Source organism: Micromonospora sp. LHW51205 (assembly GCF_003315815.1).
GTDB lineage: Bacteria > Actinomycetota > Actinomycetes > Mycobacteriales > Micromonosporaceae > Micromonospora > Micromonospora chalcea.
Genome location: NZ_QMEZ01000003.1, coordinates 207,996 through 234,057, shown reverse-complemented (window position 1 = coordinate 234,057; position 26,062 = coordinate 207,996). Strand labels below are relative to the sequence as shown.

Sequence of the window (26,062 nt, the reverse complement as noted above, 5' to 3'; positions counted from 1 at the left end):
CGCGACGCCGGTGTCGGAACGCCTCCACCACGGTCCGGAACCTCCACCGTGGCCGGGCTGACCGAGACGGAGAATATCAATGCCTGTTACTCTCAGTCAACGGTCGGTCGGCCACCTGACCGTCCGGCGCGGACTCGTAACACGCCTGTGATCTGCGAAAAAGTGTCGCCGCCCGGAATCCGGAAGGTGATCTTCCCATAGCTCACGCACAGCTCCCGTCAACGCAGCGTCACCATGTTTGTGGCGCGATGGGGTGCGGTTGACGCCCGGTAGACGGCCCTGGCGGCACCGTGTGGCAATCCGTGCGGCGCGACCGGTTCGCCGCGCACCGGGACGTACGCAGGGAGGCCGCGAATGGACCGTTCGCTCATCGTCGCCAAGGTGGTGCCCACGGCCGAGGACCGGGTGGCCGAGATCTTCGCCGAGTCCGACGCGACCGAGCTGCCCGGCCTGGTCGGTGTGCGGCACCGCTCGCTGTACCGGCTGCACGATCTCTACGTCCATCTGCTGGAGACGGAGACGCCGGCGCAGGGCGCGGTGGAGGACAACCGCGGGCACCCGGAGTTCATCCGGATCAGCGAGCGGCTGCGGCCGTACATCTCGCCGTACCTGCCGACCTGGCGCTCGCCCCGCGACGCGATGGCGCACTGCTTCTACCGGTACGACGCCCCGGCCCACCTGCACGACGCCGCCGGGCGGCTTCAGTGACCACCACCGCGCCGCGCGACGAGCAGCTGTGGTCCCGGTGCGACGGGTGCGCGTCGCTGCTCTACCGCAAGCGGCTGCGCCGCAACCTGGACGTGTGCCCGGAGTGCGGCTCGCACGCCCGGCTCGACGCGCCGGACCGGGTGGCGCAGCTCGCCGACCCGGACTCGTTCACGCCGCTGCCGGACCGGGCGGTGCGCGTCGACCCGATCGAGTTCGTCGACGCGCTGCCGTACCCGCACCGGCTCGGCGCGGCCCGCGCGGCGACCGGCCTGGACGAGGCGGTGCTCTGCGGCACCGCCCGGGTGGGCGGGCACCCGGTGGCGCTGGCGGTGATGGACTTCCGCTTCCTCGGCGGCAGCCTCGGCTGCGCGGTCGGTGAGCTGATCACCCGGACCGCCGAGCGGGCCCTGGCCGACGACGTCCCGCTGGTGCTGGTGACCGCGTCCGGCGGCGCGCGGATGCAGGAGGGCGCGCTGTCGCTGATGCAGATGGCCACCGTCAGCCAGGCCCTCGCGGGGATGCGCGAGGCGGGTCTGCTGACGGTCAGCGTGGTCACCGATCCCACGTACGGCGGGGTGGCCGCCTCCTTCGCCACAAACACCGACCTGGTGCTCGCCGAGAGCGGCGCCCGGCTGGGCTTCGCCGGCCCCCGGGTGATCCGCCAGGTCACCGGCGCCACGCTGCCGGAGGGCTTCCAGACCGCCGAGTACCTGCTGCGCCACGGCCAGGTGGACATGGTGGTGCCCCGGCACGCGCTGCGCGGCCGGCTCGCCGCGCTGCTCGCCGCCGCCCACTCCGGCCGCCGCGCGCCGGTGGGCGCGCCCGCGCCGCGACCGGCGCCGGCCGTGAGCACCGTGGCCGCCGCGCCGGACCGCGACCCGTGGGAGACGGTACGCACGGCGCGGCACCCGGGCCGCCCGACCACACTGGACTATCTGGAGACCGCGTTCGACGGGTTCGTGGAGCTGCACGGGGACCGGCTCGGCGCGGACTGCCCGGCCGTCGTCGGCGGCATCGCCCGTCTCGACGGCCGGCCGGTGATGGTGATCGGCCACCAGAAGGGGCACACCACCGCCGAGCTGGTGACCCGCAACTTCGGCATGGCCAGTCCGGCCGGTCACCGCAAGGCGCTGCGGTTGATGCGTCTCGCGGCGCGGCTGCGGCTGCCGGTGGTGACGCTGGTGGACACGCCCGGCGCGGATCCGGGGGTGACCGCCGAGCAGCAGGGCCAGGCGGCGGCGATCGCGGAGAACATCCTCGCGCTCACCGTGCTGCCCACGCCGGTGGTGGCGGTGGTCACCGGCGAGGGCGGCAGCGGCGGCGCCCTCGCGCTCGCGGTCGCCGACCGGGTGCTCATGCTGGAACACGCGGTCTACTCGGTGATCAGCCCCGAGGGCTGCGCCGCGATCCTCTGGCCGGACAGCTCGGCGGCGCCGAAGGCGGCCCGCGCGTTACGGCTCACCGGCGCCGACCTGTGTCACCTCGGCGTGGTCGACGAGCTGGTGCCGGAGCCGCGGCCGGCCGCGCACGCCGACCCGGCCGGCGCGGCCGAGCTGCTGCGCCGGGCGGTCGCGGCGAACCTCGCCCCGTTGCTCACCGTGCCTCCCGCCACGCTGGTCCGCCGACGGCGTCAGCGGTTCCGCCGCTTCGGGGCGGCCCGCTCGGCCACCGCCGGTCCCGCCGCGACGGCGCGCGCCGCCGAGCGGCCGGAGGTGGCGTGATGGCCGACGTGGAGTCCGAGCAGGTGCTCGACGGGCTGCGCCGGCAGGCCCGCAAGCTCGTCGCCGACCTGGCCGGGCCGGTACGCCGGGTGCGGCTGCGCAGCGGCGAGTCGGTGCTGGAGGTCGAGTGGCACGACCCGGCGGCGCCGGCGCCGCGCGCCGGGACCGAACCGGTGGGCGCGCGCATCGAGGAGCCCGCCCGGCAGTCGGCGCCGCCGGTCGACCGGCCGGCCGTGCGCTCGCCGGTGGTGGGCACGTTCTACCGGGCTCCCGAGCCCGGGGCGATGCCGTTCGTCGCGGTCGGCGACGTGGTCCGCCCGGGCCAGGTGGTCGGCATCGTCGAGGCCATGAAGCTGATGAACGAGGTGACCGCCGGCCAGGCCGGACGGGTGGTCGAGGTGCTTGTCGACGACGGCAAGCCCGTCGAGTACGACCAGCCGCTGATCGCCCTGGAACCGGTCACCGGACAGGACGGCTGATGTTCGACAAGGTGCTGATCGCCAACCGGGGCGAGATCGCGCTGCGGGTGCTGCGCGCCTGCCGGGAGCTGGGTGTGCGCACCGTGGTGGTGCACTCCAGCGCCGACGCCGACTCGCTGCCGGTGCGGCTGGCCGACGAGGCGGTCCGGATCGGCCCGGCGGCCAGCCGGCGCAGCTACCTCAACGCGGCGGCGATCGTGGAGGCAGCCCGGCAGACCGGCGCGCAGGCGGTCCACCCCGGGTACGGCTTCCTGTCCGAGGACGCCGACTTCGCCGAGATCTGCGCGGAGAACGGGTTGGTCTTCGTCGGCCCGCCGCCGCAGGTGATGGCCGCGCTCGCGGACAAGTCGACGGCGCGGGCGCTGATGAGCGCCGCCGGGCTGCCGCTGCCGCCGGGCAGCGTCCGGACACTGCCCACCGTCGCCGAGGCGCAGGAGGTGGCCGCCGACGTGGGCTACCCGGTGATCGTGAAGGCCGCTGCGGGCGGGGGCGGGCGCGGCATGACTGTGGTGCGCGCGGCCGCCGAGCTGCCCCGCGCGTACGCCCGCACCCGCGCCGCCGCGCAGGTCGCGTTCGGCGACGACCGGGTGTACGTCGAGCGGTACCTCGCCGACGCCCGCCACGTCGAGGTTCAGGTGCTCTGCGACGGCCAGGGCAACGGCGTGCACCTGGGCACCCGGGACTGCTCGGTGCAGCGCCGGCACCAGAAGCTGATCGAGGAGGCGCCCGCGCCCGCGCTGCGGCAGGCCACCCTGGACACCGTCGCCGAGGTGGCGCTGCGCGGCGCGCTGTCGGTCGGCTTCACCGGCGCCGGCACCGTGGAGTTCCTGGTGGACGAGGCGGAACGCTGCCACTTCCTGGAGATCAACTGCCGGATCCAGGTGGAACACCCGGTCACCGAGATGGTCACCGGCGTGGACCTGGTGCAGGAGCAGCTGCACATCGCGTACGGCACCCCGCTGCGCCTGCGTCAGTCCGACGTCCGGCTGACCGGCGTGGCGATCGAGTGCCGGGTCAACGTGGAGGACCCGGACCGCGACTTCGCGCCCGCGCCCGGCCGGCTGGACCGGTTCCGGCCGCCCGGCGGCCCGTTCACCCGGGTCGACACCCACGGGCACACCGGCTACCTGGTCAGCCCGCACTACGACTCGCTGCTGGCGAAGGTGGCGGTCTGGGCGCCGGACCGGGACGCCGCGCTGGACCGGCTCGACCGGGCGCTGGCCGAATTCGACGTGGCCGGTCCGGGTGTGCGTACCACGATTCCGTTCGCCCGGCGGGTGCTGCGCGACCCCGCGTTCCGGGCCGCCCGGCACACCACCGCCCTGGTGGAACGCCTGCTCACCCCGCCCGCCGTGGCCACCGACGGGCCCGTCGGGAGCGCCGCCGACGCCGGGAGCGCCGACAGCGCCCCGGCCGGCGAGCGGGCCGACGGCGCCCACGCCGGCGCCGTCGTACCGCGGCTGCGGTCGGCGGTGCCCGACCCGCGCGCCGAGGCCGACCCGGCCGGCCGTACCCCCGTTCGCGCCGTGCCCGCCGCCGGCCCGACCACCTGGAGGAACCGATGACAGTCGCCCCCGACCGCCCGCTCGCCCGCGAGATCACCGACATCCTGGTCACGCACTGCGGCCTGGACCCGGACGCCGCCGCCAGCACGCCCGCCGCGAGCCTGGAGGAGCTGGGCATGGACTCGCTGGCGCTGCTCGAACTGTCCGCGGTGGTGGCCGACCGGTGGCGGGTGAAGATCCCGGAACAGGCCGGGCAGCTCAGCATCGCCGGCGTCGCCGACCTGGTCGCCCGCAAGGCCGATCCGCCCGGGCACACCGAGAACGCGGTGGAGATCGACGCGCCGCTGCCGCTGGTCTGGGAGATCACCAACGACGTGGCCCGGTGGCCCGAGCTGTTCACCGAGTACGCGGTCGCCGAGATCCTGCACCGCGACGGCGACACGGTCCGCTTCCGGCTCACCATGCACCCCGACGAGAACGGCGTGGCGTGGAGCTGGGTCAGCGAACGTACCGCCGACCCGGCCACCCGCGAGGTGCACGCCCGGCGCGTCGAGACCGGGCCGTTCGAGTACATGCGCATCCACTGGCGGTACGAGGAGATCCCCGGCGGCACCCGGATGACGTGGACGCAGGACTTCGCGATGAAGCCGACCGCACCGGTCGACAACGCCGGCATGACCAACCGGATCAACACCAACAGCGCGATCCAGCTCGCCGTGATCAAGGAAAAGATCGAGCGGGCGTACGCGGGAGGCACGCGATGACCGACACCACCACCGCCCGGGTCTCCGTCCACGACGTACCGGCCGACCGCCGTCGCGGCGGGGAGCTGCGGGTCCTGCTCGGCCCGAAGACGGTCGGCAGCACCTCCGGTTTCATGGGCGTGGCCACGCTCGCGCCGGGGGAGCGGATCGCCGAGCACTACCACCCGTACAGCGAGGAATTCCTCTACGTCGCCCGCGGCGCGATCACCGTGGACCTGGACGACGTGCCGGTGCCGGTCGCCGCCGGGGAGGCGCTCTACGTACCGAAGGACGTGCGGCACCGGCTGCGCAACACCGGCGACGAGCCCGCCGAGGTGGTGTTCCACCTCGGACCGCTCGCCCCGCGCCCGGAACTCGGCCACGTCGACACCGAGAGCGCGGCCCCGCCGCCACGGGAGCCGTCGTGACCGGCCGGCGCACCGTGGTCACCGGCGTCGGCGTCGTCGCGCCCGGCGGCGCCACCCGGGACCGGTTCTGGAAGACGATCACCGAGGGCCGCACCGCGACCCGGCGGATCAGCTTCTTCGACCCGTCGCCGTTCCGGTCGCAGATCGCCGCCGAGTGCGACTTCGACCCGGACGCCGCCGGGATCACGCTCGCCGAACGGCAGCGCGCCGACAGGTACGTGCAGTTCGCGCTCGCCTGCTCCGCCGAGGCGCTCGCGGACAGCGGACTCGTCCTCACCGACGCGGAGCGCGAACGCGCCGGGGTGGTGCTCGGCACCGCCGTCGGCGGGACCATGGCCCTGGAACAGGAGTACGTGCGGGTCAGCGACTCCGGCCGGCACTGGCTGGTCGACCACGCGCTCGGCGGGCCGTACCTCTACCAGGCGCTGGTGCCCAGCAGCCTGGCCGCCGACGTGGCGTGCCGGCACGGCCTGCACGGCCCGGCGCAGGTCATCTCCACCGGCTGCACCTCCGGCATCGACGCGATCGGGTACGCCCACCAGCTCGTCGCCGACGGCGAGGCCGACGTGGTGCTGGCCGGGGCGGCCGACTCGCCGATCTCCCCGGTCACCGTCGCCTCGTTCGACGCGATCGGCGCGACCAGCCCGGACAACGACGACCCGGAGCACGCCTCCCGGCCGTTCGACGCCGACCGGCACGGGTTCGTCCTCGCCGAGGGCGCCGCCGTGCTGGTGCTGGAGGAGGCCGAGCACGCCCGCCGCCGGGGCGCGCACGTGTACTGCGAGGTCGCCGGGTACGCCAGCCGCAGCAACGGCTTCCACATGACCGGGCTGCGCCCGGACGGCGCGGAGATGGCGGTGGCGATCAGCGACGCGCTGCGGCAGGCCCGGCTCGCCCCGTCGGCCGTGTCGTACGTCAGCGCGCACGGCTCCGGCACCCGGCAGAACGACAGGCACGAGACCGCAGCGTTCAAACGGGCGCTGGGGGAGACCGCGTACCGGGTGCCGATCAGCTCGATCAAGTCGATGGTCGGCCACTCGCTCGGCGCGATCGGCTCGATCGAGATGGCCGCCTGCGCGCTGGCCATCGAGTACGGCGTGGTCCCGCCCACGGCGAACTGGACCACCCGCGACCCGGAGTGCGACCTGGACTACGTGCCGAACGAGGCGCGGGAGGTGCCGGTGGACGTGGCGCTGTCGGTGGGCAGCGGGTTCGGCGGCTTCCAGTCCGCGATGGTGTTCCGCCGGCTGGCGGCGGTGCCGACATGACCGCGCGGGCCGTGGTGACGGGCATCGGTGTGGTCGCGCCCAGCGGGATCGGCGCCGAGGCGCACTGGAACACCGTGCTGGCCGGCACCCGGCGCATCGGGCCGATCACGCTGTTCGACCCGGAGCGCTACCCGACCCGGGTGGCCGGGGAGGTGTCCGACTTCGACCCGGCCGGGTTCAGCGACACCCGGCAGCGGGTGCAGACCGACAGGTGGACCCACCTCGGCTTCGCCGCGACCAGGCTGGCGCTGGCCGACGCCGGGCTGCCCGAGGTGTCGCCCGACCCGTACCAGTGGGCGGTCACGCTCGCCAGTTCCTCCGGCGGCAACCTGTTCGGCCAGCGGGAGCTGCAGCGGCTGTGGGGCGGGCCGACCCGCACCGTCGGGGCGTACCAGTCGATCGCCTGGTTCTACGCGGCCAGTGTGGGCCAGCTGTCGATCCGCCACCAGTTCAAGGGGCCGTCCGGGGTGACCGTGTCCGAGTCGGCCGGCGGGCTGGACAGCCTCGCGCACGCGGTGCGCACCGTCCGCCGGGGCACGCCGGTGGTGATCGCCGGGGCCACCGAGTGCCCGCTGAGCCCGTACGCGCTCGCCTGCCAGCTGCGCTCCGGCCTGCTCAGCGACGTGTCCGACCCGCAGGCCGCGTACCGGCCGTTCGACGTCGCGGCCAGCGGCTACGTGCCGGCCGAGGGCGGCGCGGTCTTCGTGGTCGAGGAGCTGGGACACGCGCTGGCGCGGGGCGCGCGCGTCTACGGGGAGATCACCGGCTGGGCCGCCACCCACGACGCCGCGCCCACCGACCCGGCCACCGGCCCCGACCCGGCGCACTACGCCCGGGCGCTGCGGCTGGCGCTGGAACGCGCCGGGGTACGCCCGCACGACGTGGACGTGGTCTGGCCGGACGCGCTCGGGGTGCCCGCGTACGACCGGGCCGAGGCGACCGCGTTGCGTGCCGTCTTCGGCGACCGGACCCCGCCGGTGACCACCCAGAAGCCGCTGACCGGCCGGGCGCACCAGGGTGGGTCCGCGCTGGACGCGGCCACCGCGCTGCTGGCGTTCCGCCGCGGGATGCTGCCCGCCTCGGCCGGCCCGGACGAGCCCGCGCCCGGCTGCGAGCTGACGTTCCTGCGGCAGCCCCGCCCGCCGCGCAGCCGGATCGCGCTGGTCGGCGCGCGCGGCTTCGACGGGTTCAACAGCGCGCTGGTGCTGCGCGGCGCCGCGCCCCCACCGGCGGGCGAGCGCTGAGCGGGGCCACCCGGGAGCGTCGTCGCCCGCCGTCCGCGCGGGAGCCCGCGCGCACAGCATCCGGCGGCCGGCGGACTACCTTGCCGGCGTGGCCCCGATCCTGCCTGTCCGATCGAGCCTGAGCAATCCACCCAGCCGCTGTTTTGGATCTAGCCATTTGCATCTGGCGATGCAGAAGAGGGTCGTCGTAGGGTTCCGCCATACCCCGAACGACGTACCCGCTGGGCGGATCCGCCCAGTTCCTCATTGGAACGGTGGCTGGTCGTGACTGCACATCCCGTGGCAGAAGATCCTGCCTCGACGACGGTGGACTGGGTGGACGACATCCTGTTCACCGGCCGCGACACCGACGTCTGCCTGCGCCTGCCCGAACCGGTGGACAAGGGCACGCTGCGCCGGCTCGTCGGCGAGGCGCAGGACCGGCTCGCCGAGGCCGGGCTGCGCGCCGGAGGCGCCGCCGCGCTGCGTCTGCCGCCCTCGCTGGCGTACGTGGCGCACCTGCTCGCCACCTGGCGTACCGGCGCGCAGGCGGTGCTGCTGGACCACCGGCTCACCGACCACGAGGTCGACCAGGCGCTGCGCCGGCTCAGCCCGCAGGTGGTGGTCGCCCCGGTGCGCTCCGGCGGCGGCGCGCTGCGGATCTTCGTCGACGTCACCGCCGGCGTCAGCGCGTACTCCGACCGCCCGGCGGGCAGCCCGCACGCGGTGATCCAGCTCAGCTCCGGCTCCACCGGGCCGTCCAAGGTGATCGGCCGCACCGCCGCCGACCTGGTCGGCGAGGTGCGCCGCTACACCCGCATCGACGGCGTCGCGCTGCCCGGCGAGCGGATCATCCTGCTGCCCAGCATGGTGCACGTGCTCGGCCTGGTCGGCGGCCTGCTCTACGGGCTGCACGCGGGCGTCGAGCTGTGCCCGCCGGAGCGGCTCAGCGGCGACGCGATCCTCGCCGCCGTGGCCGCCCAGGACACCCCGGCCACTGTGCTCGGCGTGCCGTTCCACATCGGGCTGCTCGCCTCCACCACACCGGCCGGGCCGCTGCCGCAGCTCAAACGCATGACCACCGGCGGTGAGCTGGTGAGCGCCGCCGTGGCCAATGCCTTCACCGACCGCTACGGCGTGCCGCTGGGCAACATGTACGGGATGACCGAGGTCGGCGTCATCGGCACCGACCTGTACGGGCGGCACCGCCCCGCCATCGCGCCCGCCCCCGGCATCGAGGTGCGCGAGCGTGACGGCGAGCTGTGGGTCAGCTGTCCCGCCAACCCGTACGTCGGACTGGCCGACCCGACCCGGTGGGCCGACGGCTGGCTGCACACCCGCGACGCCGGGGTGGTCGACCCGGACACCGGCCTGGTCACCATCAAGGGCCGGCTGGACTCGCAGGTGTCGGTGGGCGGCCTGAAGGTCGACCTGACCGAGGTGGAGGCCACAGTGGCCGGGCTGCCCGGCGTCGTCGCCGCGGTGGTGGTCTGGGACGACGGCATCACCGCGTACGTCCAGGCCGACGGCTCGCTGACCGAGGAGACGCTGGACAAGCTGATCGCCGAGCGGCTGGCCGGCTTCAAGCGTCCCCGCACGCTGCGGCTGCTCGACCAGATGCCCCGCACCACCACCGGAAAGCTGGTCCGGTCGGTCCCGGCGCTGCGGGACGCGGCGTCGTGACCGGACCGCTGTACGAGCCGCGCAATCGCCGGACTTCCGCCGGACGTCCGATCCACCCCGATTCCCGACCCGCCCCGGCCGAGCGGCGCGCCACCCGCGCGTCCGAGCCGGCCGGTCCACACGCACACGGTGTCCCGACCGGGCACCGTCAGCCGGTACACGGAGAAGAGGTCTGAACCCATGCGAGACCAGGTCCGCACTTTCGTCGTCGAACAGCTCGCCGACATGAACTACGACGTGGACGAGCTCGACGACGACACCACGCTCGGCCCTTCCGGCGTCGACCTGGAGTCGCTGGCCCTGGCCGACCTCGCGGTCCGCGTCGAGGACCGGTACGGCGTGAAGTTCGCCGACGACGAGTCGGAGAAACTGGCGCTGATGACGGTCGGCGAGTTCACCACGATGGTCGCCGACCGGGTGGCCGCGAACAGCGACAAGTCCTGATGTCCGGTCAGCCCGACCTGGGGCGAGCTGACCTGGTGAGCATGCTCGCCGAACTGACCGCGAAACCCGCCGACCAGGTGCCGGACCGGCTCGGCTCGATGGAGCTGGCCTGGCTGGTGCACATGGTCGAGCAGCGCCACGACCGCCGGCTGGACCTGAGCGACGACGAACTCGCCGGCATCCGCACCGTCGACGACGCGCTCGCGGTGTTCCGCGGCGCGCTGACCGCTCCCGCAGATGGCTGAGCGGGAAACCGTACGGATCACCGGCACGTACGCGCTCAGCGCCCTCGGCAGGGGCGCGGACGCGCTGCTGGCCGGGGTGCTCACCGGCGCCCCGGCGTTCGGACCGGTGCGCCGTTTCGACACCACCGGCCGCCGGGTCACGGTGGCGGCCACAGCGCCGGACGTCGGCACGCTCGCCGACGAGCTGGCCGACGCGATCGACGCCGCCGCCGGGGCCGCCGGACTGGACCGGGCCGGGCGCGCCGGGTCGGCGCTGTTCCTGGCCACCCACGGCGGGCCGCACTCGCTGCCCGTACCGCAGGGGCGGGACGCTCCGACGGTCCCGGCGCTGGCCGGTCACCTGGCCGCGCGGTGCGGCCTCGGCGGGCGGACCCGGATCTACACCACCGCCTGCGTGTCGGCGAGCAGCGCGGTCGCCGACGCCGCCGCGCTGATCCGCCGGGGCGACCTGGAGCGGGTCGTGGTCGCGGCCGGTTACCTGGTCGAACCGGACCAGTACGCGCTGTTCGACGCCGGGCGGGCGCTCGCCGCCGACGGCGCGGTACGCCCGTTCAGCGCCGGCCGCAAGGGCCTGCTGCTGGGCGACGGGGTGGCCGCTGTGGTGCTGGAGTCGGCGAGTGCCGCCGCCCGGCGGGGCGCCGAGACGGTGGCGACGGTGGCCGGGTGGGGGCGGGCGGGGGACGCCTACCACGCGTGCCAGCCGCACCCGGAGGGGCTGGGGCTGGCCCGGGCGGTCGAGGCGGCGCTGCGCCGCGGCGGGCTGCCACCGGACGCGGTCGGTTACGTCAACGCCAACGCCACCGGCACCCCGTTCAGCGACGCCTCCGAGGCGGCGGCGCTGACCCGGGTGTTCGGCGACGGCGCCGGGCGGCTGCCGGTCAGCTCCACCAAGTCGGTGCACGGGCACGCGCTGGAGGCGTCCGGGCTGCTGGAACTGCTGGTCACCGTGCTGGCCCTGCGGCACGGCAAGCTGCCGGTCACCGCCGGCTGGCTCGGCCCGGACCCGCAGTGCCCGCTGGACGTCATCCGCGACGCCCCGCGCCCCGCGCGCACCGGGCACGCCCTGACCCTCAACGCCGCCTTCGGCGGCGCCAACACCGCACTCCTGGTGAGCACCTCATGACCGCCTCCACCCCCAGCCCTCCGCGATCTTGCACTTCCGGCCCCGGCGAAACGGGCACAACGCCCGCCGAGAGGGCGCCAACCGCAAGATCGCGCAGCGAAGCAGAGGCGCGGTGGCCCGAGGACGGGGATGAGGGGCCGGCGGGGGTGCCGGGGTTTGTGCACTCGGCGTTCGCGCCTCTCGTGGTGGCGGTGGCCGAGCGGTGCCTCGCGCGGCGCTACGGCACCGGGCCGCTGCCGCCGGGCAACGGTACGGCGGTGGTGCTGGTCAGCGCCGGCGGGGACACGGCCAGCGCGGCGCACGTCCGGGCCGCGGTGGACGCCGGTGACCGGATCGGGCCGCTGTTCTTCTTCCAGTCGGTGCCGAACAGCGTGGCCGGGCACGTCGCAGCGCGCTGGGGACTGGACGGGCCGGTGGTGTGCCTGAGCCCGACCGGCGATCCGCGGGCCGAGGGGGAGGCCGAGGCGGACCTGCTGCTGCACGACGGCGACGCCGCACAGGCGTTGCTGATCCTGATCGAACTGGCATCGGACGGTACGCCGGGCGAGGCGACCGCGGTGCTGCTGGGGGAGGGAACACGTCAATGAGGACGAAGGGACTGCGCGGCGCGCTCGCAGCCGACGCGGAACTGGGCGCGGGCAACGTGCTCGCCCGGGTGCTGGCCCACGGCGCCGACCCGGACGGGCCGGGGCTCACATTCGACACCGAGGTCGACGGCCACCCGGCCGAGACCCCGCTGACCCTGGGCCGGCTCGACCGGATGGTCGCCGCCCGGGCGGCCTGGCTGCACGAACGCGGGGTGAAACCCCGCGACCCGGTCGCCGTCTGGGCCGGTACGGCCGCCGACATGGTGCTGTCGTTCCTGGCGCTGACCCGCCTCGGCGCCATCCCGGCGCTGATGAACGGCAGGCTGCGCCCCGAGATCGCCGCCGAGTACATCCGCCGGCTGCGCGCCGCCGGGGTGCTCGCCGACGCCGCGCACGCGCAGGCGCTGGCCGGGCACGACCTGGGCGCGCCGATGCTCGGCGAGCCCGCGCAGGCCGGGACCGGCGACCCGGACGCGGCGCCCGCGCACTACCGGCACCACCCGGACGACCCGATCGTCATCACCCACACCTCCGGCACCACCGGAGTGCCGAAGGCGGTGCTGCATTCGCACGCCAGCCTGTTCGCCGCGACCCGGCACCTGCTGTCCATGCCGCAGGCGCAGGGCACCACGCGCATCCTCAACGCGCTGCCCGCCCCGCACACCGCCACCGTGCTGATGGTCAACCAGGCGCTCGGCAACCGGGCGGAGATGTTCCTGCTCTCCGAGCAGGGCGGCGAGCGGGTGCTCGACGCGATCCAGCGGTGGCGCCCGGACGGCGTGTTCGGCTTCTCCGTCACCTGGGCCGAGCTGGCCCGCTTCGACCTGTCCGGCTACGACCTGGACTCGGTGCGGCTGTGGTTCAACACCGGCGACTGCTCGCACGAGCCGCACGTACGGCGGCTGGTCGCGGTGGGCTCCCGCGACGTGGTGACCCGTCAGGGCGTGACCCGGGTACCCGGGTCGGTGTTCATCGACGGCCTGGGCTCCAGCGAGATGGGCCACTCGATGTTCCACATCACGCACACCTCCGACACCGACAGGTACGGCCGCTGCGTCGGCCGCCCGTACCGGTTCACCAAGGTCGCCGTGCTCGACACGGACGGCAACGAGCTGCCGCCCGGGCAGGTCGGCTGGCTCGGCATCGACTCGCCGTCGCTGTTCCGCGGCTACTGGAACGACTCGGTCACCACGTACCGGTTCCGGCTGCGCGGCTGGTACCTCACCGGCGACCTGGTGTACGCCGACGAGGACGGCCGCTACTACCACCTGGACCGGGCGGTCGACTCGGTCGAGGCGGGCGACGGCAAACGGTTCTTCACCGCGCTGTCCGAGGAGCGCATCCTGGCCGCCAGCCCCGACGTGACCGACTGCACCGTGGTGATCGTCAAGGCGGACGACGGCACGGTCACCACCGACGTGCTGCTGGAACTGGCCGCCGGCGCCGACCCGGACGCGGACCGCACCGAGCGGATCCGTACCGCGCTGGGCCCGGACGTGGGCGCCACGCTGCGCCGGATCGTCCCGGTGCGCGCCGACGACATCCCGGTCACCGTCACCGGCAAGGTACGCAAGGTGGCGCTGCGCGAGCGCTATCTGACCGAGGCGCCGTCGTGACCGCCGTCGTCACCGGCATGGGCCTGTTCACCCCGGCGGGGCGCGGCGTGGCGGACACGTTCGACGCGCTGCTCACCGGCCGCTCCGGACTGCGTCGCCCGCCCGAGGGACACCCGGCGGCGGGCAGCCTGGAGGTGGCCGGCGTGCTGCCGGACATCGACCCGCGCAGCGTCGCCTCCGGACCGGAGACGAAGGTGCTCGACCGGGTGGTGCTGCTGGCCCTGATCACCGCCGCCGAGGCGCTCGCCGACGCCGGTATCGAGGTTGGCCGCGACGTCGACCCGGAGCGCATCGCGGTGATCGTCGGCGGTGTCGGCGGGATGTCCACGCTGGAGGGGCAGGTGCTGGCGCGGGCCGCCCGGGGCCGGGCGGCGGTCAGCCCGTATCTGCTCACCGGCATCCTGCCGAACATGCCGTCGGCGCGGATCGCCATCGCGCACGGCATCCGCGGCTACAGCTCGTCGGTCGGCACGGCCTGCGCCTCCGGCGCCCAGGCGGTCGCCGACGGGGTACGCCTCATCCGCTCCGGCGAGGCCGACGTGGTGGTGTGCGGGGCGAGCGAGGCGCCGCTGTTTCCCACGTTCGCCGACACGTTCGGCAACGCCCGGGCGCTGGCCCGGGGCTGGGACGAACCCACCGAGGCGAGCCGCCCGTTCGACAAGCGGCGCAACGGGTTCGTGCTGGCCGAGGGCGCGGCGCTGCTGGTGCTGGAGCGCGCCGGGCACGCCGACGGTCGGGGCGTGCGCGGCTACGCCGAGGTCGCCGGTTTCGGGGCGAACACCGACGCGTACCACCCGACCGCGCCGCGCCCGGACGGCGCGGGAGCGGCCGCGTGCATGCGCCGGGCGCTGGCCGCCGGCGGGATCGGGCCGGGCGACGTCGGGTACGTCAACGCGCACGGCACCGGCACCAAGCTCGGTGACGTCGCCGAGACGATCGCCTTGGCCGAGGTGTTCGGCCTCGGCGGCGTCCCGGTCAGCTCCACCAAGGCGCTCACCGGGCACCTGCTCGGCGCATCAGGGGTGCTGGAGGCCGCCGCCACCGCGCTGGCGCTCGACAGTGGCCTGCTGCCGCCCACCTACCACCTGGACGACCCGGACCCGGAGTGCGAGGCGGACCACGTCCGCGCCGTGCCCCGGCCCACCCGGGCCGACCACGCGCTGACGAACTCGTTCGGGTTCGGCGGCCAGAACGTCAGTCTGCTCCTGCGCCGGCTCTCCGGGCCGGCCCGCCGGGCCGCCACCCCGGCCGCCGGCTGACCGGACTCCAGTCCCGGGCGTCCGTCCGGGTCGCGATCACGGGGGGAACAGGGGAAGCCCATGACCATCAACGGGATAGACCATCTCGAACTGTACGTGGGAGACGCCCGGCAGGCGGCCTTCTACTTCGACAACGCCGTCGGTTTCCGGCTGCGCGGGCAGGGCGGGCCGGAGACCGGGCTGGACGGGCAGCGTTCGCTGCTGCTGGCCCAGGCCGGCATCCGGCTGCTGCTGACCACCGGGCTGTCCGCCGAGCACCCGGCAGCCACGTACGTGCACCGGCACGGCGACGGCATCGCCGTGGTGGCGCTCGCCGTCGACGACGCCGCCGGGGCGTACGCGGAACTGGTGGAACGCGGCGCGACACCGCTGAGCCCGCCGCGCACCTTCACCGGCGCGGACGCCGAGGTCGTGGTCGCCGAGGTCGGCGGTTTCGGCGACGTGGTGCACCGCCTCGTCCAGCGCAGCGGTGACCCGGAGGTGTTCCTGCCCGGGGCGATCGAGCCGGTGGCCGCGCCGGACGGCGACGAGCTGCTGGCCGAGGTGGACCACCTGGCCGTCTGCGTACCGCCGGGGCAGCTCGACGAGATCGTCGCGCACTACGAGAAGGTGTTCGGCTTCGCCGACATCTTCACCGAGCACATCGAGGTCGCCGGTCAGGCGATGAACTCCAAGGTGGTGCAGAGCCCGTCGGGGAAGGTCACGCTGGTGCTGCTGGAGCCGGACACGAGCGCCCGGCCCGGCCAGATCGAGGACTTCCTGCGCTGGCACGCCGGCGCCGGAGTGCAGCACCTGGGGCTGCGCACCGACGACATCGTCACCGCCGTCGGCGCGCTCGCCGGGCGCGGGGTGCGGTTCGCCAGCACGCCCGGCGCCTACTACGACGGCCTGGAGCAGCGGGTCGGCCGCCTCGACGCGCCGGTGGACCGGCTGCGCGAGCTGAGCATCCTGGTCGACTCCGACCACGACGGGCAGCTGCTGCAGATCTTCACCGAGTCGATGCACGTGCGCCGCACCCTCTTCCTCGAACTCATCGAGCGGCGCGGGGCGCGCACCTTCGGCAGCGGCAACATCAAGGCGCTCTACGAGGCCAAGGAACGCGAGCTGGCCGCGGCGGGGGCGACCCCTGCTGCCGCGGCCGGAGGGGTAGGGGCATGACCACCATCGATCCCGGGCTGACCGCCGAGGAGGAGGCGCTGCTTCCCTCCGACGAGGACGTCCGGCACTACGCCGAGCACGGCTGGTACCTGTCGAAGAAGCTGCTCACCGACGACGAGGTGGACGAGCTGGTCGCCGCCACCGACAGCTACTACGCCGGGGAACGCGACCGGCGGCTGCCGGTGCGGCCGCCGAAGCTGGCCTACTGGGAGCCGGCCAAGGGCGACGTGCAGCGGCACAACGACTACGTGCACCACGAACACGACGGCATCGCGCGCATCCTGCGCAAACCGCTGATCGGGGCGGTCGCCGCCCGGCTGGCGCAGGCCACCGAGATCCGCATCTTCCAGTCCACGCTGATCTGGAAGCCGCCGATCGCCGGTGAGCCGTCGAACATCGTGCCCTGGCACTTCGACAAGCACTACTGGGCGTCCTCGTCGTCGGAGAACATGCTCACCGCGTTCATCCCGTTCCACGACTGCGGCGAGGAGATGGGCACCATCACCATGGTCGACGGCTCCCACCGCTGGCGGGAGATCGGCGCCGACGACACGGTGGTGCGGCACTTCGCCGACCGGGACCGCGACCAGCTCGAAGTCATGCTCGCCGAGAACGCGGCGTACAACGGGGCGACGATCCGCAAGATCCCCATGGTGATCCCCAAGGGACACATGAGTTTCCACCACTGCCGCACCTACCACGGCAGCGGTGCGAACGTCAGCGGGCGGCCCCGCCGGGCCATCTCGCTGCACCTGCAGGACGGCGACAACGCCTGGCGGGAGTATCCGCTCTCCGACGGCACGCTCGCCGCGTACAACCACGACGTGCTGGTCCGCCGCACCCACGAGGGCCGGCCGGACTACGCGGACCCCGATTACTGCCCGGTCATCTGGCGCGACCGCGCCCAGCAGGGAGGCTGACAATGTCACGGTACGACTGGGGTAAGACGCACCCGGGCATCGAGCGACTCGAGCGGGCGGTGACCGAGCGCCGCGACGTGGTGGTCAAGCACCCGCTCTACGCCAACCTCGACACCCACGACGCGCTCGTCACGTTCATGGAGCACCACGTCTTCGCGGTCTGGGACTTCATGTCCCTGCTGAAGTCGCTGCAGCGGCAGCTCACCTGCGTCACGGTGCCGTGGATCCCGACCGGCCCGACCGGCAGCCGCCGCCTGATCAACGACATCGTCATGGTCGAGGAGAGCGACGAGCTGGGCGACGGCTACATCAGCCACTTCGAACTGTACGTGCAAGGCATGACCGAGGCCGGCGCCGACACCACGGCCGTGAACAAGCTCGTCGACCTGCTGCGCGACGGCACGCCGGTCACCGAGGCGCTCGGCGCGGCGGGCGTACCCGCGGCGTCGGCCGCGTTCGCCGGCACCACCTGGCGGATCATCGAGACCACCCCGGTGCACTGCCAGGCCGCGGCGTTCGCGTTCGGCCGCGAGGACCTCATCCCGGAGATGTTCACCCAGGTCGTCGCCGTCAACGAGCGCAGCAACCGGCTCAACAAGTTCGTCGACTACCTGGAGCGGCACATCGAGGTCGACGGCGAGCAGCACACCCCGATGGCCATGCAGATGCTGGCCGACCTGTGCGGCGACGACGACACCAAGTGGCAGGAGTGCGCCGACACGGTGAACGCCGCGCTGGCCGCCCGCGCCCGCCTCTGGGACGACATCCTCGCCGCCGTCAAGGAGGGCCGTCCGGCGTGACCGGCTCCGACCCGCTCCGGCTCTACCGGACGGTCCGGCTGATCCGCCGCTTCGAGGAGCGCGCGATCGAGCTGGTCCGCGCCGGACAGATCGTCGGTGGCATCCACCCGTACCTCGGTCAGGAGGGGATCGCCGCCGGCGTCTGCGCGGCGCTGGACCGGGAGGACCTGGTCACCGGCACCCACCGCGGGCACGGGCACGTGCTCGCCAAGGGCGCCGACCCGGCCCGGATGCTGGCCGAGCTGTGCGGCCGGGTCACCGGGCTCAACCGGGGCCGGGGCGGGTCGATGCACGCCGCAGACTTCGGCGTCGGCGTCCTCGGCGCCAACGCCATCGTCGGAGCCGCCGGCGCGATCCTCACCGGAGCGGTGTGGGAGCGCCGGCGGCGCGGCGCCGACATCGTCGGCGCCACCTTCTTCGGCGACGGCGCGGTCAACGAGGGCATGCTCCTGGAGGCGTTCAACCTGGCCGCGCTCTGGCGGGTGCCGGTGCTGTTCGTCTGCGAGAACAACGGCTACGCCACCACCATGCCCGTCGAGGGCGCGGTCGCCGGCACCATCGCCGGGCGGGCCGCCGCCTTCGGCATGCCGGCGGTCGCCGTCGACGGGCAGGACCCCGAAGCGGTACGCGAGGTCACCGCCGCCGCCGTCGCGCGGATGCGCGCCGGCGGCGGCCCCGAGCTGGTCGAGGCCCGCACCTACCGCTTCGACGCCCACCACACGTTCGAACATCAGGTACGCCTCGACTACCGGCCGCCGGAAGAGGTGGCCGAGGGCCGGTCCCGCGATCCCGTCGACATCGCCGGAGCGCGACTCGACCCGGCGGTACGGGCCGAGGTGGACGCCGCCGTCGAGGCGGAACTGGACGCCGCCGTCGAATACGCGCTCGCCGGTCCGCACCCCGACCCGGCGACCGCCCTGGACCACCTGTACGCCAGCGGGCTCACCGCCCGGACCGGAGGTGGCTGATGCCCCGGCTCTCCTACCGCAGGGCGCTCACCCGGGCGCTCGCCGACGAGATGGCCCGCGACGAGTCGGTCGTGGTGCTCGGCGAGGACATCCGGGTGGCCGCCGCGAACGTCACCACCGGCCTGCTGAAGAAGTTCGGCCCGGAACGGGTCCGCGACACGCCCCTGTCCGAGCAGGCGTTCACCAGCTTCGCCACCGGCGCGGCGCTGGCCGGGGCCCGCCCGGTGGTGGAGTTCCAGATCCCGTCGCTGCTGTTCCTGGTCTTCGAGCAGATCGTCAACCACGCGCACAAGTTCCCGCTGATGACCGGCGGCCAGTGCGCGGTGCCGGTCACCTACGTGGTGCCCGGCTCCGGCTCCCGCACCGGCTGGGCCGGGCAGCACTCCGACCACCCGTACGCGTTGTTCGCCCACGTCGGGGTGACCACAGTCGTACCGGCCACCCCGGCCGACGCGTACGGGCTGCTGGTCTCCGCGATCCGCTGCGACGACCCGGTGGTGGTCTTCGCCCCGGCCGGCGCGCTGGACCTGCGCGCCGACGTCACCGACCTGACGCCGGTGCCGCTGGGCCGCGGGATCGTCCGCCGCCCCGGCGCCGACGTGACGGTGGTGGCCGTCGGACACCTGGTGCACGACGCGCTCGCCGTCGCCGAGGAACTCGCCGGGCAGGCGTCGGTGGAGGTCTTCGACCCCCGCACGCTCTACCCCTTCGACTGGGACGGCCTGGTCGAGTCGGTGAGCCGCACCGGGCGGCTGGTGGTAGTCGACGACGGCAACCGCTCCTGCGGCATCGCCGGGGAGATCATCGCCACCGTGGTCGAGCGGGTCCGGCTGGCCGCGCCACCCCGGCGGGTCACCCGCCCCGACGGTGCCGTGCTGCCCTTCGCCCCGGCCCTGGACCGGGCCGTGCAACCCGGCCGCGACCAGCTCACCGCCGCCATCCAACTGACCCTCAAGGACGGATGAACGATGGACCCGAACTACACGTGGCCGCCACTCGGCCAGGCGTGGACCGACCTGCCCGAGTCCACCCGTACCGCGATGGTGACCACCGGCGCCGCGGCCTGGGAGAAGATCTTCCACGGCCGGGCCACGTACAACAAGCAGTGGCGGCTGGCCCGTCCGCCCGTCTTCACCGCCGACGCGTTCGGCGAGCTGAACGAGGTCTGCGACCGCATCGCCCAGCTCATCCTGGAAGCCTGCCGGCGCCGTGCCCGCACCGCCGGTGAGCTGCAACGGCTCCTCGACGTGCCGGAGGGGGAAACCCGGCTGCTCGACCCGGAGGAGGAACTGCACGAAGGGCTGCTCGCCGCGTACCGGCCGGACGTGCTGTTCTCCGGCGGCGTGCCGTGCATCGTCGAGTACAACATCGACAGCAGCCTCGGCGGCGGCTTCGACGCCGACACCGTCATCCAGCGGTACGCCGAGCTGTACCGTACCCATGACCTGCTCGACGGCGCGCGGCCCGCGCCGTCCCTGCTGGACCAGCGGTTCGCCGCCATCCGGGACACGCTCGGCCTGGCCGACGGCGCGCGGGTGGCGCTGCTGATGGACTTCGACGCCGACTACCCGGGACTGGACGACCCGGAGACGTTCATCCGGATCCTGTCCCCGCTGATCGACCAGGCCCGCCCGTTCGGCATCGACCTGGTCATCGCCCCGGTCGCGACCGCCGGCCTGGACGCGCAGAGCCGCCTGGTCGTCGGCGGCGCCCCGGTGGACGCCCTGTTCCGGCTGTTCGTGCCGAACCGGGTCACCCCCAGCCCCGGCCTGGACGCGGTCGCCGGCGCGCTCGCCGCCGGCACGCTGCCGATGTTCGTCAGCAGCGCCGCCTGGCTGCTCAGCAACAAGCTCAACTACGCCTGGCTCTGGGAGGATCTGGACCTGCTGCCGGAGGACGACCGGACGCTGATCCGCCGGTACGTGCCGCACACCGTCGCGCTCACCGCCGACCAGCTCGACCGGGCGCTGGCCGAACAGGCCGACCTGGTGGCCAAGCCGGCCGGCGGATCGGCCGGGCACGGGGTGCTGATCGGCCGCGAGATGACGGCTGTGGCGTGGGCGGACGGGGTGCGCGCGGCGATCGCCGAGGGCGGCAACATCCTGCAGCGCTACCACGAGGCGGACCGGGTGGCGATGGACTTCGTGCAGATCGAGACCGGTGAGACGGTCACCGCCGATGTCCCGTACAGCCTCGCCCCGTACCTGTTCGGCCGTACCGGTTCCGGCGCGCTGGCCCGGGTCGGCTACCCGGGCTGCGACGAGGTCCTCAACCTGGCCCGAGGCGTCCTCCTGACCGGCATCCTCCTAACCGACTGACCCCCTCCCCGGCCGCCCTTGCCCCGTTGATCAAGGAGTTCGTGTCCTCATCGGGGCGCGTCACCGACCCCAAACTCCTTGGTCAACAACGTGGATCCGGGCCGAGGGCGCCGGGCGCGGGTAAGGGGGAGGGGGAGGGCGCGGTCAGGGGTGGGGGAGGTGGGTGGCCAGGACTCTCAGGGTTTCGGCTGTGGCTATCGCGTCGCTGCGGGCGCTGCCGTGCCGCCCGTCGCTGCTGTACAGCGACGGGTCGGCCACCAGCGGATGGTCGGTCAGGTGCACGTGCAGCGTGCCCAGCCGCTCGGCCACGCCGCGGGTGTGCCGGGACAGCCGGCGCATCCGCTCGCCCAGGCCCGCGCGCAGCGTCTCCGGCACGGCTGGGCTGTGCGAGACGTCGAACATGCCCACCGTGATCACGTCCGCCCCCGCTTCCCGCAGCGCGGTGATCATGGCGGTCAGCTCGGCGTCGACCGCGTCGGGGTCGTAGGCGGACCGGAACGCGTCGTTGCCGCCGCACACCACCAGGGCCAGGTCCGGTGCGAAGGCCAGCGCGTCGGCCAGCTGGGCCGCCCGCACCTCGTGCGCGCGCAGCCCGCGCCGCCCCAGGTTCAGGTACGCCAGCTCCGGCCGGACGGCGCGCAGCTCGGCGGCGATCCGGTCGGCCCACTGGAGGTCCGGGTAGCCGTCGACCGGCTCGCACAGTCCTTCCGCGACGCTGTCGCCGAGCACCACGAACCGGCGCCACGGGTGCCCGCGCAGCAGCTCGGTGGCCTCGCCCGGACGCAGGCACCACGGATCAGTCGCCTCGGTCAACGTCGATGCCATGATCGGCAGGCTAGCCGAGCGCCCGGCGCGGGAAAAGGGGCTCAGCTCAGCAGGGTCAGCAGTTCGCCGGGCCGGGCCAGGTTGAGGTCGGCCGGTTCGGCCGGATCGTACTGATGGCCCCACGCGGCGGCCACCGCCACCGCGCCGCTGCTGCGGGCGGCCCGCAGGTCCAGCGGCGAGTCGCCCACGTACGCGGCCCGGCCGGCCGGCACGCCGAGCCGCCGGCAGGCCACCTCGACGCCCTCGGGCGCCGGTTTGGGGCGGGTGACCTGGTCGCCACCGAGCACGACCCGGAAGTGACCGAGCAGGCCGACCCGGTCGAGCATGATCTCCGCCGCCCGGTGGCTCGCGCCGGTGAACACGCCCACCGGCACCCGGGCGGCGAGGTCGGCGAGCATCTCCGCGACTCCGGGGTAGACGCTCACCCGCCCGGCCGTCGCGGCCAGTTCGGTGTGGTAGCGGTCGAGGTCAGCGGCGGTGGCGGGGCGCCGGAGCAGGTGCGTCAGCAGGTCGGACGGGGAGCCGATCGAGTAGCCGGCGATGACCTCGGCGTCGGTGTACGACGGGCCGCCACCGGCCCGCACCGCCGCCCGGTACGCCGCCGGCACCACTTCGTGCGACTCGATGAGCGTGCCGTCCATGTCGAAGACGACGGCGTCCACCGGGCGGCTCACGCGGCCCCGGCCCGGTGCGCGGCGGCGAGGCGCTTCGGCGCGCGGGTGTGCCACGCCTCGGTGATCAGCTCGGTCAGGTCGTCCACGGCGATCCGGTCGAGCCGGACCAGCACCGCCGGGTAGCCGACGAGGTGCGGCGTGGTGAAGTAGACCGCCGGGTCGTCGGCGAGCAGCGCCTCCTTGGCGCCCAGGTCGGGCACCCGGGCGCCGAGGATCGGGCCGTCCGGCGCGGCGTCGCCGAGCGCTTCGAGGTCGCTGCGGCGCAGCGGCCGGTCCCAGACGAACATCTTGTCGCGCACCCGCCAGGCGGGCAGGTCGTCGTACGAGCCGCGCTCGGTGGTCTCCGGCAGGGCCAGCGCGATGCGCCGCACGTCGTCCCAGGTCGCCATGGCCCCGACCCTACCGCCGCCCACCGACACCCCGCCTCAGACCGGCGTGGGGGTCGCCGGTTCCGGGGCCGGGCGGCGGGACGCGCGGGTCAGCAGCAGCGGCCCCACGGTCAGCACCAGGCAGACCACCGACATCACCAGCAGCGCCGGGGTCAGGTCGAGCAGCGCCACCGACCAGCCGCCGAGCAGCGCACCGACGGGCAGGCCGAGGAACGCCACCGACCCGGAGATGCCCAGCACCCGGGTCTGCAGCTCGCCCGGCACCCGCTGGTAGAGCGCCGCGCCGAGCAGCGGGTTCACCGCCGCGATGCCGATGCCGGACAGGAACGTCACCACCAGCACCACGACCAGATCGTCGCTGAGCGCCAGCGCGAGCAGCCGGGGCGCGCCGCTGAGCGTCAGCCCCAGCGCGAACGTCGTCCCGGCGGGCAGCCGGGTGCCGAACATCGTGAACAGCACGTTGCCCAGCAGCGCGCCGCCCGAGAACACACCGAGCAGCAGGCCGAAGCCGGCCGGGTCGCCGAGCACCTGGTTGACCCAGAGCGGGATCCAGACCGCGACGCTGGCGTTGGCGAACATGTTCGACACCGAGACCACGATCAGCATGATCATCAGCGTCCGGTCGGTGCGCAGGTACGCGAAGCCGCCGCGCAGCGCCCGCAGGTAGCGCTCCCGGGGTGCGGGTTGCGCCGGCGCGGGCGGCCGGACCAGCACGCCGATGAGCAGCGCGCAGACCGCGAACGTGGCCGCGTCGATCCAGATGGCCCGGGTCAGCCCGACCCAGTCGATGAGCAGTCCGCCGAGCACCGCGCCGAACAGCGTCATGCCCCGGGCCAGGCCGTCGTAGGCGCTGGTGAGCCGGATCAGCGGCACCCCGGCCCGCTCGGCGGCCGGTTTGAACAGTACGTGCTTGACCCGGTCGCCGATGCCGCGCAGCCCGCCGGCGACCGCCACCAGGACCAGCAGCGTGCCGAACCCGAGCCAGGGGGCCAGCGCCACCACCGCCATCGCGACGGCGCTCGCCGCGTCCACGAACACGGAGGTACGGCGTACCCCGAAGCGGTCCGCCCACGGCGTGGCCAGCGCGCTGGAGAGCATGTACGGCAGCGTCTCCGCCGCCGCGACGAGTCCCATCTTGGTGGGGCTGCCGGTGGTCTCCAGCACCAGCCAGGGGATGGCCACCACGGAGATCCGGGTGCCGAGGTTGGACAGCAGGTCGGCGCCGACCAGGGTGTACAACTCCCGGCGCGGGTTCATGCCGAGCTGCCGATCACGGTGCCCAGCGAGTCGGCGTCGGCGGGATGCGCGGCGGCGTACCGGGCCCGAAGCGCCCGTTTGTCCACCTTCGCGGACCGGTTCAGCGGCAGCGCGTCCACGAACTCCACGGCGCCGGGCGCCCACGTCTCGCTCAGCTCCCGCACCACCAGCGCGATCAGCTCCTCGCCGGTCACCGACGCGCCGGGCGCCGGCACCACGTACGCGTACGGCAGCTCCCCGGCCACCGGGTCCGGCACGCCGATCACGGCGGCGGCCCGCACCTCGGGATGGCCGGCGAGCACGTCCTCGATCGGGCGGGAGTAGATCGGCCAGCTGCGCGCCCGGGTGAGGATCCGGTCCTGCAACCGGTCGACCAGGTAGAGGTAGCCGTCGGCGTCGAGGTGGCCGATGTCGCGGGTGCGGACCCAGCCGTCGACGAGCGTCTCCGCGGTCAGCTCCGGCCGGCCGTGGTAGCCGGCGAAGCTCAGCTTCGTCCGGACCCACACCTCGCCGTCGGCGCCGGGCGGCAGCACCTTGCCGTCGGCGTCGCGGATCTCCACCGTCACGTCGCCGTACGGGCGGCCGCAGGAGCGCAGACGCTCCGGGTGCTCCGGGTCCTCGGTCAGCCCGGGCAGCGCGCAGATGACCACCGCCTCGCTGAGGCCGTACACGATGCGCAGGCACGGGCCGAAGCGGGCGATGGCCTGGCGCAGCCGGGCGGGCGCGGCGGGCCCGGCGCCCACGTTGAACATGAACATGGCGGAGAAGTCGGCGCCCGGCAGGTCGGGGTGGTCGAGCACCTCGTAGAGCATCGGCGGGGTGACGAACGTGGAGGTGAGCCGCTCGGCGTCCACTGTCGCGATGAACGCGGCCGGGTCCCACTGCTCGCGCAGGAACAGCACGCCGCCGGTGAACAGGTTGAACAGCGTGGTGATCTGGCCACTGGCCAGCCACATCGGTGAGTGTGACAGGTGCCGCAGCAGCGGGAACCCGGCGCCCCGGAAGTCGGCGGCCAGGGCGAGGACCTGCCGGTAGAAGCTCTCCCGGTGGTGCACCAGCTTCGGCGTGCCGGTGGTGCCGCTGGTCTGCAGGAACGACTCCGGCGCGGGCGCGTCGGCGGGCAGCTCCGCGGCCGGCTCGCCGGCCGTCGCGGTCAGGTCCGGTCCGGCGCCGCCGGGGCCGAGGCAGAGCACCGGTACGTCGGACAGCCCGGCCGCGATCTGGACCGCCTGCGGGTCGCGCGGGTCGTACACGAACGCCTCCGGCGCGGACAGCGCGACGAACTCGTCGACCTCCCGCCGCGAGGTCACCGGGGCGACCCACATGCTCCGGCAGCCCAGCAGGTGCAGCGCCAGTTGCAGCAACGGACCCTCGACCGTGTTGCCGAGCATCACCAGCACTGCCGCGCCGGGGCGTACCCCGTGCCGGCGCAGCGCGGCGGCCAGGCCGCGCACCCGCGCGGCGACCTGGGGGTAGGTGAGGCGGCGTCCGCCGCCGACGAGCGCCTCCCGGTCGCCGAAGCCGGCGAAGAGCTCCAGCGCCTCGTGCACATAGTTCGGCCGGTCGGTCATCGGGCAGCCCCCATCATGGTCCGCGAGCGGCGTCCGGCCAGGTCAGGGCCGGGACATGACGGCAGGTGCCAGGTCGGCGACCGCACCGCCGCCAGCTTCCGAGCCTAGGCAGCGGCGGTCCACCGCGGACAGAGCCGATCGTCGCTGCGT

At 74.2% G+C, this 26,062-nt stretch carries 26 protein-coding genes; 21 read left to right on the top strand and 5 right to left on the bottom strand.

Going from position 1 to position 26,062, the window contains the following annotated elements; all coding sequences use genetic code 11:
• Window positions 1-354 precede the first annotated feature (354 nt).
• The 21 genes from DQE82_RS13370 to DQE82_RS13270 all read left to right on the top strand — a co-directional run bounded on the left by DQE82_RS13370 (window position 355) and on the right by DQE82_RS13270 (window position 21,196).
• Window positions 355-708, top strand: coding sequence for a TcmI family type II polyketide cyclase (locus DQE82_RS13370; protein ID WP_043323608.1), 354 nt, complete (start codon window positions 355-357; stop codon window positions 706-708).
• The gene (locus tag DQE82_RS13365) at window positions 705-2,429 is read left to right on the top strand and encodes an acetyl-CoA carboxylase carboxyltransferase subunit alpha (protein ID WP_113972843.1); all 1,725 of its coding nucleotides are present in this window, start codon (window positions 705-707) and stop codon (window positions 2,427-2,429) included. Before DQE82_RS13370 ends, DQE82_RS13365 begins: the two co-directional genes overlap by 4 nt.
• Window positions 2,429-2,908 carry an acetyl-CoA carboxylase biotin carboxyl carrier protein gene (gene accB / locus DQE82_RS13360; protein ID WP_113972842.1) on the top strand — a complete coding sequence of 160 codons (480 nt, stop codon included), beginning with the start codon at window positions 2,429-2,431 and terminating at the stop codon, window positions 2,906-2,908. The genes DQE82_RS13365 and accB overlap by 1 nt, the downstream gene beginning before the upstream one ends.
• Window positions 2,908-4,473 (top strand): acetyl/propionyl/methylcrotonyl-CoA carboxylase subunit alpha, encoded by a 1,566-nt coding sequence (locus tag DQE82_RS13355; protein WP_113972841.1) that lies wholly within the window; start codon window positions 2,908-2,910, stop codon window positions 4,471-4,473. Before accB ends, DQE82_RS13355 begins: the two co-directional genes overlap by 1 nt.
• Window positions 4,470-5,177 carry an SRPBCC family protein gene (locus DQE82_RS13350; RefSeq protein WP_113972840.1) on the top strand — a complete coding sequence of 236 codons (708 nt, stop codon included), beginning with the start codon at window positions 4,470-4,472 and terminating at the stop codon, window positions 5,175-5,177. The genes DQE82_RS13355 and DQE82_RS13350 overlap by 4 nt, the downstream gene beginning before the upstream one ends.
• Window positions 5,174-5,584, top strand: coding sequence for a cupin domain-containing protein (locus tag DQE82_RS13345; protein ID WP_018784080.1), 411 nt, complete (start codon window positions 5,174-5,176; stop codon window positions 5,582-5,584). The genes DQE82_RS13350 and DQE82_RS13345 overlap by 4 nt, the downstream gene beginning before the upstream one ends.
• Window positions 5,581-6,852: a beta-ketoacyl synthase gene (locus DQE82_RS13340; RefSeq protein WP_113972839.1), complete on the top strand. Its 1,272-nt coding sequence runs from the start codon at window positions 5,581-5,583 to the stop codon at window positions 6,850-6,852. Before DQE82_RS13345 ends, DQE82_RS13340 begins: the two co-directional genes overlap by 4 nt.
• On the top strand, window positions 6,849-8,096 hold the full coding sequence (locus tag DQE82_RS13335) for a beta-ketoacyl synthase N-terminal-like domain-containing protein (protein ID WP_069088551.1): 1,248 nt from the start codon (window positions 6,849-6,851) through the stop codon (window positions 8,094-8,096). Before DQE82_RS13340 ends, DQE82_RS13335 begins: the two co-directional genes overlap by 4 nt.
• A 264-nt stretch (window positions 8,097-8,360) precedes the next feature.
• Entirely contained in the window at window positions 8,361-9,758 is a 1,398-nt protein-coding gene (locus DQE82_RS13330; protein ID WP_064446474.1) for a class I adenylate-forming enzyme family protein, read from the top strand.
• A 180-nt stretch (window positions 9,759-9,938) separates the two neighbouring features.
• Window positions 9,939-10,202 carry an acyl carrier protein gene (locus tag DQE82_RS13325; RefSeq protein ID WP_043323623.1) on the top strand — a complete coding sequence of 88 codons (264 nt, stop codon included), beginning with the start codon at window positions 9,939-9,941 and terminating at the stop codon, window positions 10,200-10,202.
• Window positions 10,202-10,447, top strand: coding sequence for a hypothetical protein (locus tag DQE82_RS13320; protein ID WP_043323626.1), 246 nt, complete (start codon window positions 10,202-10,204; stop codon window positions 10,445-10,447). Before DQE82_RS13325 ends, DQE82_RS13320 begins: the two co-directional genes overlap by 1 nt.
• The gene (locus DQE82_RS13315) at window positions 10,440-11,570 is read left to right on the top strand and encodes a beta-ketoacyl synthase (protein WP_069088552.1); all 1,131 of its coding nucleotides are present in this window, start codon (window positions 10,440-10,442) and stop codon (window positions 11,568-11,570) included. Before DQE82_RS13320 ends, DQE82_RS13315 begins: the two co-directional genes overlap by 8 nt.
• Before the next feature lie 146 nt (window positions 11,571-11,716).
• Window positions 11,717-12,157 (top strand): beta-ketoacyl synthase chain length factor, encoded by a 441-nt coding sequence (locus DQE82_RS13310; protein ID WP_104115201.1) that lies wholly within the window; start codon window positions 11,717-11,719, stop codon window positions 12,155-12,157.
• Entirely contained in the window at window positions 12,154-13,773 is a 1,620-nt protein-coding gene (locus DQE82_RS13305) for a class I adenylate-forming enzyme family protein (RefSeq protein ID WP_069088553.1), read from the top strand. The genes DQE82_RS13310 and DQE82_RS13305 overlap by 4 nt, the downstream gene beginning before the upstream one ends.
• The gene (locus DQE82_RS13300) at window positions 13,770-15,032 is read left to right on the top strand and encodes a beta-ketoacyl synthase (RefSeq protein ID WP_043323632.1); all 1,263 of its coding nucleotides are present in this window, start codon (window positions 13,770-13,772) and stop codon (window positions 15,030-15,032) included. Before DQE82_RS13305 ends, DQE82_RS13300 begins: the two co-directional genes overlap by 4 nt.
• A gap of 60 nt (window positions 15,033-15,092) precedes the next feature.
• Window positions 15,093-16,190: a 4-hydroxyphenylpyruvate dioxygenase gene (hppD, locus tag DQE82_RS13295; RefSeq protein ID WP_113972838.1), complete on the top strand. Its 1,098-nt coding sequence runs from the start codon at window positions 15,093-15,095 to the stop codon at window positions 16,188-16,190.
• Window positions 16,187-17,110, top strand: coding sequence for a phytanoyl-CoA dioxygenase family protein (locus tag DQE82_RS13290; protein ID WP_043323636.1), 924 nt, complete (start codon window positions 16,187-16,189; stop codon window positions 17,108-17,110). The genes hppD and DQE82_RS13290 overlap by 4 nt, the downstream gene beginning before the upstream one ends.
• A 2-nt stretch (window positions 17,111-17,112) precedes the next feature.
• Window positions 17,113-17,910: a DUF3050 domain-containing protein gene (locus DQE82_RS13285; RefSeq protein ID WP_013286631.1), complete on the top strand. Its 798-nt coding sequence runs from the start codon at window positions 17,113-17,115 to the stop codon at window positions 17,908-17,910.
• Window positions 17,907-18,878 (top strand): thiamine pyrophosphate-dependent dehydrogenase E1 component subunit alpha, encoded by a 972-nt coding sequence (locus tag DQE82_RS13280; RefSeq protein ID WP_113972837.1) that lies wholly within the window; start codon window positions 17,907-17,909, stop codon window positions 18,876-18,878. The genes DQE82_RS13285 and DQE82_RS13280 overlap by 4 nt, the downstream gene beginning before the upstream one ends.
• On the top strand, window positions 18,878-19,843 hold the full coding sequence (locus DQE82_RS13275) for an alpha-ketoacid dehydrogenase subunit beta (protein ID WP_064445768.1): 966 nt from the start codon (window positions 18,878-18,880) through the stop codon (window positions 19,841-19,843). Before DQE82_RS13280 ends, DQE82_RS13275 begins: the two co-directional genes overlap by 1 nt.
• Window positions 19,844-19,846: 3 nt before the next feature.
• Window positions 19,847-21,196, top strand: coding sequence for a hypothetical protein (locus DQE82_RS13270; protein WP_043323644.1), 1,350 nt, complete (start codon window positions 19,847-19,849; stop codon window positions 21,194-21,196).
• A gap of 144 nt (window positions 21,197-21,340) precedes the next feature.
• Here the strand turns inward: DQE82_RS13270 and DQE82_RS13265 are convergent, their stop codons facing one another.
• From DQE82_RS13265 to DQE82_RS13245, 5 genes are read right to left on the bottom strand one after another with little or no spacing between them, the layout of a single operon-like run.
• On the bottom strand, window positions 21,341-22,021 hold the full coding sequence (locus tag DQE82_RS13265) for an SGNH/GDSL hydrolase family protein (RefSeq protein WP_113972836.1): 681 nt from the start codon (window positions 22,019-22,021) through the stop codon (window positions 21,341-21,343).
• Between the two features lie 41 nt (window positions 22,022-22,062).
• Complete coding sequence (locus DQE82_RS13260; protein ID WP_113972835.1) at window positions 22,063-22,695, bottom strand: HAD family hydrolase; 633 nt, start codon at window positions 22,693-22,695, stop codon at window positions 22,063-22,065.
• Window positions 22,692-23,084, bottom strand: coding sequence for an MmcQ/YjbR family DNA-binding protein (locus DQE82_RS13255; RefSeq protein ID WP_113972834.1), 393 nt, complete (start codon window positions 23,082-23,084; stop codon window positions 22,692-22,694). The genes DQE82_RS13260 and DQE82_RS13255 overlap by 4 nt, the downstream gene beginning before the upstream one ends.
• A gap of 36 nt (window positions 23,085-23,120) precedes the next feature.
• Window positions 23,121-24,341, bottom strand: a complete 1,221-nt coding sequence (locus tag DQE82_RS13250; protein WP_113972833.1) for an MFS transporter — start codon at window positions 24,339-24,341, stop codon at window positions 23,121-23,123.
• Entirely contained in the window at window positions 24,338-25,912 is a 1,575-nt protein-coding gene (locus tag DQE82_RS13245; protein ID WP_113972832.1) for a class I adenylate-forming enzyme family protein, read from the bottom strand. The genes DQE82_RS13250 and DQE82_RS13245 overlap by 4 nt, the downstream gene beginning before the upstream one ends.
• Window positions 25,913-26,062: the final 150 nt, after the last annotated feature.